The 16,101-nt window shown below is 54.3% G+C and carries 12 protein-coding genes; 7 read left to right on the top strand and 5 right to left on the bottom strand.

Translation table 11 applies throughout. From position 1 onward, the window contains the following. Positions 1-3: 3 nt before the first annotated feature. Positions 4-729, bottom strand: a complete 726-nt coding sequence (gene lipB, locus QQ91_RS17755) for a lipoyl(octanoyl) transferase LipB (RefSeq protein WP_166276736.1) — start codon at positions 727-729, stop codon at positions 4-6. Positions 730-855: 126 nt separating this feature from the next. Here lipB and hpf point away from each other — a divergent pair, with 126 nt between their 5' ends. The 4 genes from hpf to QQ91_RS17735 all read left to right on the top strand — a co-directional run bounded on the left by hpf (position 856) and on the right by QQ91_RS17735 (position 5,599). Then, positions 856-1,473 (top strand): ribosome hibernation-promoting factor, HPF/YfiA family, encoded by a 618-nt coding sequence (gene hpf / locus QQ91_RS17750; protein ID WP_166276733.1) that lies wholly within the window; start codon positions 856-858, stop codon positions 1,471-1,473. A gap of 339 nt (positions 1,474-1,812) precedes the next feature. Further along, complete coding sequence (locus tag QQ91_RS17745) at positions 1,813-3,069, top strand: MFS transporter (protein WP_166276730.1); 1,257 nt, start codon at positions 1,813-1,815, stop codon at positions 3,067-3,069. 146 nt (positions 3,070-3,215) lie between these two features. After that, positions 3,216-5,021, top strand: a complete 1,806-nt coding sequence (gene ilvB, locus QQ91_RS17740) for a biosynthetic-type acetolactate synthase large subunit (protein WP_166276727.1) — start codon at positions 3,216-3,218, stop codon at positions 5,019-5,021. A gap of 86 nt (positions 5,022-5,107) precedes the next feature. Beyond that, the gene (locus QQ91_RS17735) at positions 5,108-5,599 is read left to right on the top strand and encodes a hypothetical protein (RefSeq protein ID WP_201277172.1); all 492 of its coding nucleotides are present in this window, start codon (positions 5,108-5,110) and stop codon (positions 5,597-5,599) included. Between the two features lie 48 nt (positions 5,600-5,647). Here QQ91_RS17735 and QQ91_RS17730 read toward each other — a convergent pair whose 3' ends face one another. Next, complete coding sequence (locus tag QQ91_RS17730) at positions 5,648-7,978, bottom strand: GumC family protein (RefSeq protein WP_201277171.1); 2,331 nt, start codon at positions 7,976-7,978, stop codon at positions 5,648-5,650. Positions 7,979-8,343: 365 nt separating this feature from the next. Between QQ91_RS17730 and QQ91_RS17725 the strand changes: the two genes are divergently transcribed. The 3 genes from QQ91_RS17725 to QQ91_RS17715 all read left to right on the top strand — a co-directional run bounded on the left by QQ91_RS17725 (position 8,344) and on the right by QQ91_RS17715 (position 11,037). After that, the gene (locus QQ91_RS17725; protein ID WP_166276721.1) at positions 8,344-8,991 is read left to right on the top strand and encodes a hypothetical protein; all 648 of its coding nucleotides are present in this window, start codon (positions 8,344-8,346) and stop codon (positions 8,989-8,991) included. A 138-nt stretch (positions 8,992-9,129) separates the two neighbouring features. Then, positions 9,130-9,744: a hypothetical protein gene (locus QQ91_RS17720; protein WP_166276718.1), complete on the top strand. Its 615-nt coding sequence runs from the start codon at positions 9,130-9,132 to the stop codon at positions 9,742-9,744. 384 nt (positions 9,745-10,128) lie between these two features. Then, positions 10,129-11,037 carry a M23 family metallopeptidase gene (locus QQ91_RS17715; protein ID WP_250833392.1) on the top strand — a complete coding sequence of 303 codons (909 nt, stop codon included), beginning with the start codon at positions 10,129-10,131 and terminating at the stop codon, positions 11,035-11,037. A gap of 120 nt (positions 11,038-11,157) precedes the next feature. On the opposite strand, the gene QQ91_RS17710 is transcribed toward QQ91_RS17715, so the two are convergent. From QQ91_RS17710 to ftsY, 3 genes are all read right to left on the bottom strand, one after another. Beyond that, positions 11,158-12,444: an FAD-dependent hydroxylase gene (locus QQ91_RS17710; protein WP_166276715.1), complete on the bottom strand. Its 1,287-nt coding sequence runs from the start codon at positions 12,442-12,444 to the stop codon at positions 11,158-11,160. 258 nt (positions 12,445-12,702) lie between these two features. Further along, positions 12,703-14,157, bottom strand: coding sequence for a PP2C family protein-serine/threonine phosphatase (locus QQ91_RS17705; protein WP_166276712.1), 1,455 nt, complete (start codon positions 14,155-14,157; stop codon positions 12,703-12,705). A 333-nt stretch (positions 14,158-14,490) separates the two neighbouring features. Further along, on the bottom strand, positions 14,491-16,056 hold the full coding sequence (gene ftsY / locus QQ91_RS17700) for a signal recognition particle-docking protein FtsY (RefSeq protein WP_166276709.1): 1,566 nt from the start codon (positions 16,054-16,056) through the stop codon (positions 14,491-14,493). Positions 16,057-16,101: the final 45 nt, after the last annotated feature.

The following is a 16,101-nucleotide window of genomic DNA, read 5'->3' as shown; positions in this document are numbered from 1 at the left end:
AGTTCATTCGGGAAACGCATCTGCCCACAGCGGCCCCGCCACCCACTGGCTAGACACTTGAAAGACGGATTCAAACGCCGCGATCGCCAGGGGCTGCACCTGTTCCACAGTAATTCCTGGTATCAGCTCAGCCAGGCTCCCCACGGGGCGGTCTGAAATCCCACAGGGCACAATCTGCTGGAATCCCCTTAAATCAGGACACACATTAAGGGCAACCCCGTGCATCGACACCCAGCGGCGCACCTTAATGCCAATGGCCGCCAGCTTTTTCCCAGCCACCCACACACCGGTCAACCCAGAAATGCGATCGCCCCTTAGACCCAACTCCAGGAGCAGTTGAATCACGACCTGCTCTAGCTGTCGCAAATACCAGTGCAGATCCGGGCGATAACGACGCAAGTCCAAAATCGGATACAGGATCAACTGCCCCGGCCCATGGTAGGTGACCTCACCCCCACGCTCAATCCGATGGCAGGGCGCCGGGGGATGATTGAGATCAAATCGAAGGTGATCTAGGGTGGCCCCCGTCCCCAGGGTATAGACCGGCGGGTGCTCCACCACCAAGAGTCGGTCAGGGCTCTCAGGATGAGCAATAGCCCAATCAACCCAGTGCTTTTGCCAGGCCCAAACCTCCAGAAAAGGAACCCGGCCCATGGTATGGACCAACACACCAGTATGCCCCCTCTGTCGCAGATTTTGGTCTAAAAAGTGTGAAGAATTTTCCAGCATGACGATTCAAAAATTGAAGAATCCTGAAGAACTACAAAGCATATTAAAGACCCATGGGTTCCCTCAGACTCCAGCAAAACAAAGTGCTAGGGTTGAGTTAACAATGGATTAAGGGGAGGCAACCCTATGAAGCTACTTATTCACGGAAAAAATATTGAGATTACCGATTCCCTTCGTGAATATGTCAATCAGAAAATTGAGAAGGCCGCCAACCACTACAAAAATCTTACGACCGAAATTGATGTCCACCTATCCGTTGCCCGAAACCCCCGGATCACCCCAAGCCAAACGGCCGAAGTCACCCTCTTTGTGAATGGATCGGTAATTCGGGCCGAGGAAAGCAGTGAGAACCTATACGCCAGCATTGACCTTGTGGCTGACAAAATTGCCCGCCAGCTCCGCAAGTATAAGGAAAAACGGAATTCTAACGGCCGGGCAAAACCCACGGAACTCATCGGGTCAGAGGATAAACCCTTGATTGGAGATTTAGTTGCAGAACGCACCGTCGAGCTGCCAGAGAATGTCGTGCGATGCAAGTACTTTTCCATGCCTCCCATGACCGTATCGGAAGCCTTGGAACAGCTAGAAATGGTAGATCATGACTTTTATGTATTTCAGAACCAGGCTTCAGGAGAATTAAATGTCGTCTATGAGCGTAACCACGGGGGCTACGGGTTAATTCAACCCCGAGTCAATGGCGTCGAGGCCCCTGACCCTCAAGCGGCAAAGGCAAGTCAGATCTAAACGGCAATCGCACTCATCTAGGCTTGGAGACTGATTGTTCTCCAAGCCTTTTTAGCGATCCGAAAACCGCGGGGGTCAGAACCAGCAAGGCTGGCGGTAGTTCCCTATCCCATTCATCCCTATCCCGTTAAAATGTATCTTGAGTCACCTTCCACCTCGGTTTAGATTCATCCCAGGGCTTCCCATCTGGCATCGTTCAGTCTTACCACAGGATTGGACTGACGGGCCTAGGCTGGCCGAGCAGTCAGGGGGAGCAAAGCTTGGTCAACGAGCTTGATCAGCGCTTTGGTCAACCCTCAATCTGGCCCCGTCTGGCTCTCATCCTTTCATGCTCACCCCATGCCAAAGACTGACGCTCAGCCCCCGACAAGTGGTTTTCAATCGCTCTTTAGGAACTATGCCTTTTTAACGCTGTGGATTGGTCAGATCGTTTCCCAAGTTGCCGATAAAATTTTCTTTGTTTTACTCATTGCGCTGGTGGTTAATTATCAACCTCCACGCTTTTTAGAAAATTCCATGCGCTCCTCAGTGATGATCGCCAACACGCTCCCGGCGGTCTTTCTTGGATCGGCAGCGGGGCTGTTTGTGGACCGCTGGTCTAAGAAGCAAATTCTTTGGGTCACAAACCTGATGCGAGGGTCGCTGGTTCTGTTAATACCCATCCTGGCCCAAACCCATTTTTTGCTGCTGCTGTTAATTGCAGCGATGGAATCCATTTTGACCCAGTTCTTTGCCCCCGCAGAACAGGCCGCCATTCCCGTCCTGGTCGAGGAACAAAATTTAATGGCAGCCAATGCCCTGTTTACGACCACCATGATGGGATCGCTGGTGGTGGGATTTGCCATTGGGGATCCAGTTCTGGGGGCAGCCCATCGCTTTGGCGGGTTATTCGGTCGAGAAATACTGGTGGGTGGGCTCTATGTGCTGGCCGCCTTGATCTTGGCGCTGGTCCCCATGCGTGAAAAAAAACACCCGGCCTCGGTCCGCCTGCACCCCTGGCAAGATCTCAAGCAGGGTCTGCAATATCTGCGCAAAAACCAGCGAATTAGCAGCGCCATGATTCAGCTCACCAGTCTCTACTGCGTTTTTGCCGCCCTTTCTGTACTGGCCATCGGTCTTGCCGCCGAAATTGGCCTGAAGGAAACTCAGTTTGGCTTCTTGCTCGCCTCCGCAGGGGTGGGACTGATCATTGGCGCTGCCTTTCTGGGACAGTGGGGCGGACGGTTCAATCATCTGCCCCTGCCCCTTGTCGGCTTTTGCAGCATGGGCATTATGCTGATTGGATTTAGTTTGATTCATCAGCTCTGGGCAGGCATTGCATTGAGCGTGCTGCTGGGGATCGGAGCCGCCTTTATTGGGGTGCCCATGCAAACGCTCATTCAGGTGGAAACCCCCTCCGAGATGCGCGGTAAGGTGTTTGGATTTCAAAATAACGTCGTCAACATCGCCTTGAGCTTACCTCTGGCGATCGCAGGCCTGCTTGCCGATGCCGTAGGCCTGCGGGTCGTTCTCACCGGCCTGGGAGTTCTCCTTTGGGGCGTTGGGCTATGGACCTGGCATCAGACCCCAAAGGTTCAATCCATTTCCAGGCCCTAGTCCCAAGGTAAACGCCCCAGATCAGCCCAAAAGTTTCCCGCCACCCACACTCTGATGACGCTACAATAATGATTCTAGCCAAACCAATCTAGCCTGGTCCCATCCGACCATTTTTCCCCGTAACCTGTTTGAGAGAGGTTCTCCCTGTGCGCGCAACTGGAGCATTTGCCCTAATTGATAGCCTAAAACGCCACGGTGTTCAGCATATTTTTGGGTACCCAGGCGGAGCAATCCTACCCATTTATGATGAGCTTTATCGCGCCGAGGCAGCCGGGGGGATTCGACACATTCTGGTGCGCCACGAACAGGGAGCAGCCCACGCCGCCGATGCCTATTCTCGCGCCACTGGAAAAGTTGGCGTTTGCTTTGGCACCTCAGGTCCAGGGGCCACCAATCTGGTCACGGGGATTGCCACAGCCCACATGGATTCAATTCCAATGGTGGTGATTACTGGGCAGGTCACCCGCGCCGCCATTGGCACCGATGCGTTCCAGGAAACAGATATCTATGGGATCACCTTGCCCATCGTCAAGCATTCCTACGTAGTGCGTGATCCCCAGGATATGGCTAAAACCGTAGCGGAGGCTTTTTACATTGCCGGGACGGGTCGACCCGGTCCCGTCCTTATTGATGTCCCCAAGGACGTGGGTCTAGAGGAGTTTGACTACAGCCCAGTGGAACCCGGAAGCGTTCAGCCACCAGGCTATCGTCCAACCGTGCGCGGCAACAATCGCAAAATTGCCGAAGCGCTGAAGCTCATTGAGCAGGCCCACCAGCCCTTACTGTACGTGGGAGGTGGCGCAGTCACTTCCAATGCCCATGGTGAAATCAAGGCCCTAGCGGAGTATTTTCAGATTCCGGTCACCACCACCTTAATGGGGAAGGGAGCCTTTGATGAAAACCATCCCCTCGGCCTGGGAATGTTAGGCATGCACGGCACAGCCTACGCCAACTTTGCCGTCAGCGAATGTGACTTGCTCATTGCCGTGGGTGCCCGATTTGACGACCGGGTAACGGGAAAGCTAGACGAGTTTGCCTCCCGCGCCAAGGTGATTCACATTGATATTGATCCAGCTGAGGTGGGCAAGAATCGCGCTCCAGAGGTCCCCATTGTGGGCAATGTGCAGACCGTGCTGGCAGATCTGCTCGATCTGGCCCAGCAATCTAGCGCTGACAACAACGCCCTCACTCAAGACTGGCGCCAGCGCATCGACCGCTGGCGCCAGGATTATCCCCTGGTGGTACCCCAGCCCGATCATCGCCTCTCTCCCCAAGAAGTCATTGTTGCAGTGGGTCAGCAGGCCCCTGAGGCTTACTACACCACCGATGTGGGTCAGCACCAGATGTGGGCCGCCCAGTTCCTTAAAAACGGTCCTCGCCGCTGGATTTCCAGCGCAGGGTTAGGCACGATGGGATTTGGACTTCCCGCTGCCATGGGCGTCCAGGTCGCCCTGGCCGATCAGCCCGTCATCTGCATTAGCGGCGACGCCAGCTTCCAGATGAATCTACAAGAGCTTGCCACCTTGGCCCAATACCGTTTACCCGTAAAAACCATCATTATTAACAATGGCTGGCAGGGAATGGTGCGACAGTGGCAGCAATCCTTCTACGGCGAACGCTATTCTCACTCCAATATGGAACCGGGAATGCCCGATTTCGTCAAGCTGGCAGAAGCCTTCGGCATTAAGGGCATGCAGGTTAGCCACCGCGACCAGCTTCAGGAGGGGGTTCGGGAAATGCTGGCCTACGACGGTCCCGTTCTCCTGGATGCAAAGGTCACTCGGGATGAAAATTGCTATCCCATGGTGGCTCCAGGGAAGAGCAATGCTCAAATGTTGGGACTTCCCGAGCGCAGTTTGGAGCAGGCGGCCGAGCTGGTTTACTGCGGCACCTGTGGCGCTAAGAATGTGTTGCACAATAAGTTTTGCCCTGAGTGTGGCGCCAAGCTCTAGGGTTCGCAGGGGCGTCGGTTCGCCTCAGGAACCCAACGGGTTGAGCTGCGCCTGCGAATCTCTTCGGAACTCAGGAGGAAGGAGTCATGGAGGGGAAAGCAGTGAGTCTAGATGAGCAAATTCAAACCCTGCTGGCAGAGGCTCCCCAGGAAGGGTTGATGCCCCAGGCCATGGAAGCGATCGCTCCGGTTCTCAAGCACCTGGCTGAGCAGTTCCACCAAGAACAATATTTCATTTTGCAAAGCCTCGAGGGCAACTGGCAAATCACAACGCTGCGGCATCGTACCCAACCGCAGCTAGAAAAGAAAGTCATTTACGCTTACAGCACCCTGGCCGACGCGACCCGAGCGGGTCAAGATGCTCACTTAATGGCCAAAAGCATCCCCATCATTCCCCTGCTGTTCCAGCTAATCGCCATTCCCGATCTCGATAGCCTGCTGGTGCTCAGTTCCCAGGCTGGAGCAAGCGAGAGCCTAGAAATTGCCCAGGCAGACCTCAGGAATCTGATTCAGCGTCAGATCGATCAAGTCTTGCCCCAAACGGATCCCTCCGCGCAGCCTCCCCAATATTGGGCTTAGGCTGCCAGGCTTGCAAGGCACCGCGCGTCCATCGCTCAGGCTAGGGGCTTAGGAATCGCTGACGCGGAAGATCTCAAATTCGTCATCTTCTTCAGGTCCTAGAGTCAAGTAGGCTGGCCCCTCATGCCAGTCTCCCTCCATCTCCGTAGCCGCGCTGCCGCGCACAAAATTTGCCACCAGACCCATCACGGGAATTCGCGAAGACTCCAGCTGCTTGAGCATCTTTAAAACCCGCGATCGCCGCGTTTTTTGTAGGCCCACCACCAGGAGCAGCCCCCGCGCGTTGAGGGCAAGAAAGCTAGCACCGCTGCTATTTTGGAGACTGTAGGTGTCATACACCACCAGATCAAACATATGGTGCAACTGATCCATTAAGTACTTCATCTGATTGGAGGCCAGCAGCTTGGTCGCCTTTCGGCTCATGTGCCCCGCAGTCAGCAGAAACAAATCGCTATGGAGAGGCGATCGCTGAATGAGCTGATTGGGATCAATATTTTCAACTAAAATGTCGCTTAACCCTTGATAGTTGGGCAATCCAAACCGACTGTGAAGATGGGGCGCGTTTAAGTTAGCATCCACTAAAAGAACGCGCTGGCCCATCGCTGCCACAGCCTTAGCCAGATGAAGCGCCAGGGTGCTCTTCCCGTCCCCCTCCATCACCGATCCCACCACCAGCGAGTGGGAGGGCTGTTCATCCATCATGGACTTGAGATTGACATAGATTTGCTCAGCCGACTTTTGCAATCGTCGGGGATAGTCATACCGATAGAGCGCCTCCTCATCCAGCTCGCTGGGAAGCGAGGCCCCACTGAGCTGGCTTAACTCGCGATCAAAGGGGAGAATGCCGCAGAGATTCAAGGCAACCTGGTCCTGCAAATCTTCCAAGCCATAGAAAATATCCTGGCGTTTTTCCTTGAGGAGTGCCGCGCCCAGTCCCAGCAACAACCCTCCCAGCGTAGCCAGCCCCACTTTGTACCACCCCCGATCTGCTGTGGAGATCAAGTCACCCTCTGCATCTCGAAGCAGGGCGGGTTTAGACACAATTTGCCAGGGCACCCCCTTTTGGGCGGCCTTCACTCGAAACTCCTCTCGCTGCAACAACAGCTGATTTAAGAGCGTGCGATCCGTTGCTAGCTTTGCCTGGAGATCACTGGCCTGTCGCTTGACAGCGGGGAACTGCCGCAGCTGCTGATCAATGGCCGTTGACGCCTGGTTCAGAGCTTGATTTTGAATTCTCAGCACCTGAATCTCATTAATCGTGGAAATGAGCTGCTCCCCCAGGGATCGCTGCAAGGCACTTTGAGGTTGATTGGGTGCCGCATTGCGCGGCAGGTTTGATCCAACCGCCTTCTGTACCTCTCGACGCAGGGCAGTTTCCAGATTGCGACGCTGCTCCTGCAGGGCCACCAATTCTGGATGACCATCGGTCAAGCTAGCAGATTTAATTGAAAGCTGGGCCTCCACCTGCTGCAGCTGACTCGAAAAGGCCTGAATGTTAGGGTTTTCAGATACTTGAGAAGCCGCAATCACCTGACTGGGGGTCAAATTTAACTGCTGTTCCAAACTTTGCTTCAGCTGCTGCTTTGCTTGCAGCGCTGGTTGAATTTGCTGACGTTGGGCCTCAATCTCGCGAGCTCGCGTCGCCAGGGCCGCGCCCTCCGCATCGAGATCGCTAATGCGGTACTGCTGCTGCAGCTGCTGCAGCTGAGCCTCTAGGACATTAACCCGCTGACGCACCTCGGGGAGCTGCTTTTCAATAAATTCCACCCCGCCCCCCAGACTATTGCTGCGCTCCTCTTCACCGTACTTGAGATAGCGCTTCGCCAGCTCATCCAGAACCACCTCAATCGCCTGAGGGTCAGGACTTTCGTAGGTCACCCCCACCAGCTTCGTGGCCTGATCCGGCTGAGAATTCTGGCCAGATCGACCCAGCCGCTCAACCTCCAGATTCTGCTGGAGATCCTGGCTAGAAACATCCACTCCTCGAGATCGGATTGCGGAGATCGCACTATCAAGAACCTTAGGGCTCACCAACAGGCGCGTGAGGGTCTCGTAGTCGAAGGGCGTTTGCGGAGCCTGCTCTTCAGGTTGAGGCGCAAGCAGAGATTCGGGAGAGGTGACGGGCTCGACTAATATTTGGAACTCGCCCACGTAGCGCGCCGGCGTCCGCAGGGCCAAAATGAGGGCAGCCCCTCCAAAGGCTAGGGCTGGCAACAGCAACAGCAAAATATTGCGCCGGATAAAGCGCAAGGGCAAACTCACCGGGGATCGAGATGAGGAGGCCCTGGACTGGAGAGACTCGCGCTCCAAGCCCAAATACTCCGCACTAAAGGCATTCTTGCCTTCTGAGAGCGCCGAAAATTCTTGCTCAGACCCCATGCTCACCTCTCAAACTCCACCGATAGCTGGGTGCGATCGCCGTTCCCATCACTTTTTTGATCAGGGTAGGAGGACTTTCTCCCTTTATAAACATTTTTTGACTTTACTCAACATAATGGGGAACAGAAGCGAGGGTCTAACGCATTTGCCAGGCCCCGCCCCAAACAATCCGGCCTTTTCTTGACAAATCACTTGCATTCTGAGGGAAGCGTGACTATCCTAGTATGATAGTCGAAGACTAAGGCTGAACTCCTCAGTGTCGTGTGTCTAAATTTGATTGCCACGCTCCCCTCAGGAGATTCAGTTTTAGACGGGGGGACTTATACTAGGCGTTTATTTGCTTTTAAATGCGTGAGATAGATCCCATGAAGAAACTGCTTCTTGGCACTGGCGCTGCCTTGACCGCTGCCCTGAGTGCCACGCTAAGCGCATTACCCAGTGAGGCTCGCCCCCTGACGGCTCAGTCTGGGTATCGAGTTGCTCAATTTTCTGAGCCGGTGTTGACCCCCACCTTGCCGTCCATCAATCCCAAAAAATCGCCCAAGTACGTGGGCTACGTCACGGACTATGACGGTTCCTCCATGGTTGTTCGCTTAACGGACGGAACCATTAAACAATTTCTTCTTCCAGAGAATGTGGGTGGAGATTCCTTGAATGTAGCAACGGGTGATCTGGTGGCCCTGAATGCGGACAGGTCGGATCGAATTACTGCATTCGATGCCGCAATTCCAGGCGAAGTAACCTACGGCTCCGTCTCTAGAGGTGAAAATGGGTTAGAAGTCGCCACTGAAGCGGGCGCAACTGTTCCCATTTCCGAAGCCATCGCCAATCAGCTCATGCTGGCTCCAGGTGACGAAGTTAAGGTCACCACCATTCAAAATATTGCGGGTTTGACCTCGGTTTGTAAGGTTAAGCGAGCTGCCGTGGAACCCCCGGTACCGGCTCCTCCCGTCTTTCAACCGGCTCCTCCTCCAGTCATTCCACCCGCCCCAGAAATTCGGGGGCTGTGGTAACAAGCGTCCATTTGGCCAGGAGTTTAATTAACGGGCCAAATGCCTATCAATTTGTTCAATCGCTTACATGCTAAGCTGCTTTCTAATCTTATTCGTTAAAGCAGTTGTGATGTGTGGGGGAATAAAAGGTTAATTGCCATGAGCGTCTTAAAATTTAAAACTGCACCATTATTGCTATCGGCCTCTGTTATTGCAGCTTCAGGGCTTTCTTTGAGCTGGCGAGTCAATGCAGCCCAGCTTTATCTTCAAGATTCAGGGGAGGCTTACCAAGATTCCGGCTTTGGAGTTCCCTACGGATCCTCCTTAGAGGAAACGGATCTATTGGAAACTGCAGCTCAGGGATCTGAAACCGCTGGCTTCAACTGCGATGCCCTGCTGGAGAACAGTAATCCAAACTCTCAGCTTCAGGAGCAACCGCTCTCCTATTTAGGTCCCAACCTGGTGGCCAGTGCCGGGAGCTTCGAGCTTGCTCAGTTTCCACCTCCATCCCAGTTAGGCAGCCCCGGCGCCATCATTGATGACAACTCCATGTGCGCCGCCACACCGCCTATCGGTGGCGGTGGCGGTGGAATTCCGCTCTATCCACTAGCAGGGATTCCGGCCCTTGTCTGTGCCACTGGAATTTGCTTCGGTGACGATAGCAGCACCCCCGTTCCTGAGCCTGCGGCGATTCCCTTTGTCTTTTCCTCCTTAGGCATTGTGGGAATTCTTGCAAGAAAGCGTTTTCTTGGGAGTAAAGGCTCAGACAAGTAGGCTCAGACAAGTAGGCTCAGACAAGTAGAGTCTCAACATCAAGTAGACTCTTAAAGTCTGAAGATAAAGTCCTTGTCTAGCATTGCGCGATCGCACAGACGCTTGCATGCCTAGAAAAATCAACCCCTTCCCTGAGGTGTTCAAGGAAGGGGTTGATTTTTAGGCCTGCTGGAGTCTAGGCTTGCCCCCCATCCAACTGTCCTCCCCTCTGTCTCGGAAAAAATTCAGTATTTTTCCTCAGGAGAAAAATGACCCACCCCTGTTATCACTGATTTATTCCAGGCTACGGTCAATCAAGCCCCCAGGATCGCCATCAGGGTCGTTTGATCTCCCTTGCCCGGAAGGCAAAGACCTCTAGACCTGAGTTCAGCACAGGAGACAGTTGTGTTTCAGAACCGCTTGCAGCAATTCAAACAAGCCCGACTAGGCGAAATCCTATTGCGGAAAGGGCTGATTACTCAATATCAGCTCAATCAGGCCATCGAAGCGCAACGCAAATCCCCTCAAAAGCTAGGCGAGGTGCTGGTGGCCACCGGCGCCATCAGTCGGCAACAGCTGCGGGGGGTCTTGAGGGAACAAAAGGTTTTAAAGTGGCTGGCCACCGCAATTTTAGCAACAGGGACCACAGCCAGCACTGCGCCCCAAATGCTGACGTCTACGGCCACTGTGAATCCTGGAACTCCCAGTAGCGGCAAGCAGCAGGCCATAGGGGGCGGACAACTTGCCGACGCTTACGGAAAGCGCCCCTCAAACCAGGATCGTCTTCCTGATTTTATGCGGGTTTCTTTGACCAGTAACCCGAAACCAACGGTGGCCTCGCCTCTGGTGGGCTTTTGCCATCCGTCCAATGGCAAGGGCTATCTCAGCCAGGGCAACAACAGCATTACCCACCGGGGACGCATGGCCTATGCCTACGATCTGGCAATGCCCATTGGGACACCACTCTATGCCATGCGCGATGGGGTGGTGGTGGGGGTTCGCGATCGCTATCCCGATACCGGCGGCGGACGTTCTCGCTTCTCCAAGTTTAACTACGTCATGATCCGGCACGATGGGGATTACCGCTCGGTGTACATGCATATGCAGCAGAACTTCAATGCTGTGGTCAACCTGAAAAAGGGAGATTCTGTCCGGGCTGGCCAGCTCATTGGCTACAGCGGCAATTCCGGCTGGAGCACCGGCCCCCATCTTCACTTAGAGGTTCAAAAGCCCAGCGACACAAATCTATTCAAGGATACGGTTCCCTTTGCGGTTTCTGGACTGTGTCAATCGCCGGCGATCGCCAGTCGCTAAACATACGGGCAAGTTTCCGTACTCCAGCCTCTCGCAAACTCGGCGGCTTCCATCTAGAGTTCGGTACAGGAAACGCGAGTAACGCAAACGCCAGCTAAACTGGCAGGGGCCCAATGGGCATCAGAAAGACAACAGTCCTGCCATGAACTTTAATGCGGTGATGCGCACCGGCGGCACCCATCGCATTAATCTCAACCCGAATCGGCGGATGATCTGCACAGGTCGGTATTCATTAGAAAAGGTCAGATTGAGCAGGTGGGTGAACTGTAGGGAGGCCACATTTTGCCGTCGTCGCCATCCTTGATAGCGACGCAGCACTCGTAGATCGCCCAGATCCTGCTGCGGCCCGGCGTTCTTGAGAATCTGGGCTAGTGCCGCCGCGTCGCGGATACCCAGGTTTAAGCCTTGCCCCCCCACGGGATGACAGGTGTGGGCCGCATCTCCGACCAGGGCTAATCGCGTTTGCACATAGCGCGTCGCATGTTGAATCCTGGCTGGAAAAATATAGCGAGGACTGACCACTTTCAAAGGTCCCATCTGAGATCCATAGCGGTGTATGAGCCGCTGTTCAAATTCAGCATCGTCCAGGTTTAGCAAAGCCTGTGCTTCACGATGAGGAGCAGTCCAAACAATCCGACACTCTCGATCGTTGGCGGGCAAAATGGCAAAGGGACCACTGGGCCAAAATCGTTCGTAGGCAATATTTTGATGATGCCGATCTGGCGCAATCGTGGCAACCAAACAGGACTGTCCATACTGCCGTCCCCGCACAGGAATTCCTGCTGATTCACGCACTCGCGACCGTGAACCATCCGCGGCAACCACCAACTGCACCTGAAGTTGCCGGGGCTCTACAGGCAAGTCATCTTTACCAACATTCCCTGGATAAAGGGGCACCAGAGCCGATTGCGAACCATAGAGAATCTCACCCACCTGCACAGGGCAAAGATAGTCGACATTGGGGCAATTCTGCACAAAGGCCAACAGCTCCGGCAAAAGATGGCGATGTTCAGCCACGTATCCCAGGGCGGGGGCGTTTAAGTCCTGGGAGGCAAACTCAACGACGTGGGGATAGCAAGCATCCGAGAGCCGTACCTGCCTAAACGGCTCCAGCTTGGGCTCAATTTGATCCCAGACACCGATGGCTTGCCAAATCCGTTTGGAGCTTAAATGAATGGCGTAGGCCTGCCCTTTGGCGATCGCCGTTGCCGTTGGCTGGGCCTCAATCAACGCTACACGCAGGGCCGATCCCCCTAAAGCCGCGGCCAGAGTTGTCCCAACAATCCCCCCCCCGACAATGGCAACATCATAATCATACGAGTTGGAATCGAGCTGATTGTGATCGGACCCGGCACCGGATTTAGTCGTTAGCCAAGATTCAGAGGCGGAAGCAGACAACAGCGACATGGATATTTTTAACAACTCCATTCCCAACGGACCGGGAAAAAGCCTCCCCTGCGCTACGATGTATCGCCCTTCACTCAAACAGTGGTGGGCGCGCCACGGGAGGGGCAGGCTGTCTCACCCTTATCTGTATTGTTACACAACGTTAAGTATCGGGGGGAGCATGGGCGCAAGGCTTACTCCGCCTGAGGTTCCAAGTCTGCTAGCTTGAGCGTGCCGCAGATTGCCAGCCACATCCTCGTTAGCCCCCCGCTCCGCGGTCTATCCTCGCTCACGAGAGGTGGGGGGAAAGGTGGGCAGCTTTAAAGGCGATGACTTCACCTGAAATACGATCAAGGTCATGTCATCAATGGGATTATCAGGATCGCCGGTGAACTGATAAACCTGCTGAAAGAGATAGTCGAGAATTTGCTGCGGTCGACACCCCTGTTCGCAGGCATACTGGAAGGCAGCGATGAGTTTCTCTTCCTCAAAGCGATCGCCATCAGGACTAGCGGCATCGGTAAACCCATCGGTGTAGTAAATGATGGTATCTCCCGGCAACAGACGCACCCGAGCTTCGCTATAGGTGGTCTTGACATCCAGGCCAATCAGCAACCCGTCGGTGTCCAGTCGCTCCAGGGTACGAGTGCGCGATCGCCACAGAAGGGGAGGGTGGTGGGCAGCATTGCTGTAGACCAGGGTGCGAGTCTTGGGATCATATTCTGAATAAAACAGCGTCACAAACCGGTGAGAGCTTTCAAGATCCCCATACATGACATAGTTGAGGTCGCGCAGAATCCGCGAAGGAGAATGCCGATTTAAAATATCTGTGCGCAACATCCCGCGCGTCATGGTCATCATTAATCCGGCGGGAACACCCTTCCCCATCACATCCCCAATAACAATGCTCCAGCGATCGGCCTGGTCTAGTTCAAAACGCTCCTGGGAGGGGGGCTTAAAATAGATGGGGATGAAGTCAAAGTAGTCGCCACCCACCTGGCTGGCCGTTTTACATTCTGCCGCCAGTTCTACCCCTTCAACATTAGGGCAGTGCTCAGGAAGCAACCGAGCCTGAATTTCAGCCCCAATTTCAAGCTCCCGCGCTAACCGCTCTTGCTTGCGAAGTCGTGCGGTCAAGTCATCATTTTCAATGGCAACCGACGTTTGATCCGCCACAAGCTGAGCCAGCTTTTGCCGCGTTTCTGTCCACAGGTAATTGTTATCTCGGGAAAAAAGATAGAGACGGCCCCGCTCATGGGGCTTCACATGGCGCAGGAGGATAGGCGTACTGAACCAGCGATAATCGGCCAACTGCTGCTCAAACTGCTGCTGCAAAAACGCCTCTGGGATAACTTGAGAAGGCTGCTTGGACAGCTTGCGAGTAGCCACATCCAGGACAAAGCGCAGTTGGGGACAGGGATTTCCCTCATGAAAATACAGCCGCTCTGGAGAGGCATGGCTCTGAGGATTGAACAAAATTAAAGCCGCAGCATCAGCTTCAGTAACCCGACTGGCAATCAGAGGCGTAAGGGACAAAAACTGATTGAGGTTATTAAAGCTCCGTAGAGAAAAGCTCAGCGATCCTAAAAGATCTTGAATCTTGCTCTGCTCCTTTTGAAGCAGAGACACAAGACGCTTGAGTCTTGCCAGATTAGACACCTGGTCGGTCCGCGCTTCAGTGGTTGGAACATCTAAGGCGCTGGAAGACTGGGGTGGAATAGGAACTGCTGACATGAACGCAAGTCGGAAAATAGCTGCAACTAAGTCATGGGAACCCGGTCGTCAGGAAGAGTGAGAAACCTTGCCGTCTTTATCACCCTATCGTTCCCCACGGTCACGGATTTAAACCTCGGTGGCACCTGAAGCGGTCACTCCACAGCTATCCTGGCGGAAAAATCGGATGAAATCAGCCTGACCTTGCGGATGCAAACCTCAGGAGAAAAGCAAAAGCTGCTATATAGTAACCGATTCCGGAAAATATAGGGCAAAGCTCAAAAAAATTTATTCCGATTTCCGAACCACAGGCAAGACTAGGGTTCCCCCCTGTCCTGAAGCGCTGACAACTCCCTAGGAACTGAGCAGCGCCTCCACAAATTCGTAGCTAGAAAAGGGGCGTAAATCGGAAATTCCTTCCCCAGCCCCAATGAAGCGAATCGGCAGCCCTAACTGCTGCACCACGCCAAGGGCAACTCCCCCCTTGGCGGTGCCATCAAGCTTGGTCAACACCACCCCGGTTAGCTGGGCAGACTGGGAAAACACCTGGGCCTGACGCAGTCCATTTTGTCCTAAGGTGGCATCCAGAACCAGTAGAGACTCAATTTGCGCCTCTGGAGCTTTTTTTTGAATAATTCGCCGGATTTTCGCCAGCTCATCCATTAAATTTTTCTTATTCTGAAGCCGTCCGGCAGTGTCCACCAGCAGCAGTTCAGTCTGCCGCGATTGGGCTGCGGTGATGGCATCAAACACAACGGCGGCAGGGTCTGTATTTTTTCCCGGATTACAAATCACCTCTACATCGCTGCGCTGGCCCCAAACCTTGATTTGCTCTACCGCGGCTGCCCGAAAGGTGTCAGCCGCTGCAATTAAACAGGTATACCCGGAGGAGGTCGCCACATTGGTGAGTTTCCCAATGGTCGTAGTTTTGCCGACGCCATTAACCCCAGTGAGCAGCCAAATATTGAGCTGGTTTTTGACCGGCGTTAGGGTTTGGACGTAGCCATTGTGATAGGGTCGATCCAGCATTTCTCGCAGCAGACTCTTGAGATAGGCGATCGCCTGGTCTGGGGGTAGGGTCTGTTCACGAATCTTCCCCTGTAGGGCCTCAACGATAATGTCGGTTGCTTCAATTCCCACGTCTGCCTGGAGCAGTAATGTCTCAATTTCATCCACTGCTTCCTGATTGAGCGGTCCTTGGCCCACCACTGACTTGAGCTGGTTCACCAATCCCCGGCGGGTTTTATCGAGTCCCCGTCTCAGTTTTTTGAGCCAGGTAATCTCTTCATCGGATATTTCCTCAGGGCGGCGACCTTGAGCCGCCAACACCTCAGCAGACCACAGGAAGCCCTCGTCCATGTCCTGCTCAGGGGAGGGTTGAGAGGACGCATCCAACTCGGAGGAGGCCCGCGCAACCTCCCGAGACGCAGTTGGGGGCGGAGAAGGGGCAATCTCTTCTCCCTCGACAGGGGAGGCGGCGGCTTCTTCCATGGCCTCTGTAACGACCTCTGGATCTGCCAAGGCCTCTTGGTTCAGAGTCGAGGACACTTCAGCGGGAGCAGAGTCAACAGAAGCAGAGTCAGCCGCCCTAGGCGCTAATGGTTCCCCCACGGTCTGTACGCTCTCGAAGGCAGCCTTGGCCCAAGCCAGATAATCCTCCGCCGACCTGGGAGTTTCCTCTGAATCCGCTGACTCCAGAGCGGATTCAGCTGGAGGGGAGTCTAGAGCTGGCACCGCCTGCTCAGACGGTGCCGATTCAACAGGGAAGGTGGATTCAGACAACTCAAGCTGCCCAGCAGTCTCAGTCTGTTCAGCGGTCTGCCCTTCCGCTTCTTCAGGTCTTTGTTCCGGAACCGATTGATCCTCAACGTCGGGGGTGTCTTCCTGAGAAAACTGACGTTTGAACCAATTAAAAACCATAGTGCCCTCAAGCAATTCAATACACTTAGGATGTTCGCGACCCAG

Source organism: Lyngbya confervoides BDU141951, assembly GCF_000817775.3.
In the GTDB taxonomy this organism is placed as follows: domain Bacteria; phylum Cyanobacteriota; class Cyanobacteriia; order Thermosynechococcales; family Thermosynechococcaceae; genus Lyngbya; species Lyngbya confervoides.
Note: the sequence above shows the minus strand (reverse complement) of the source record. Positions and strands in the feature narration are given on the sequence as shown.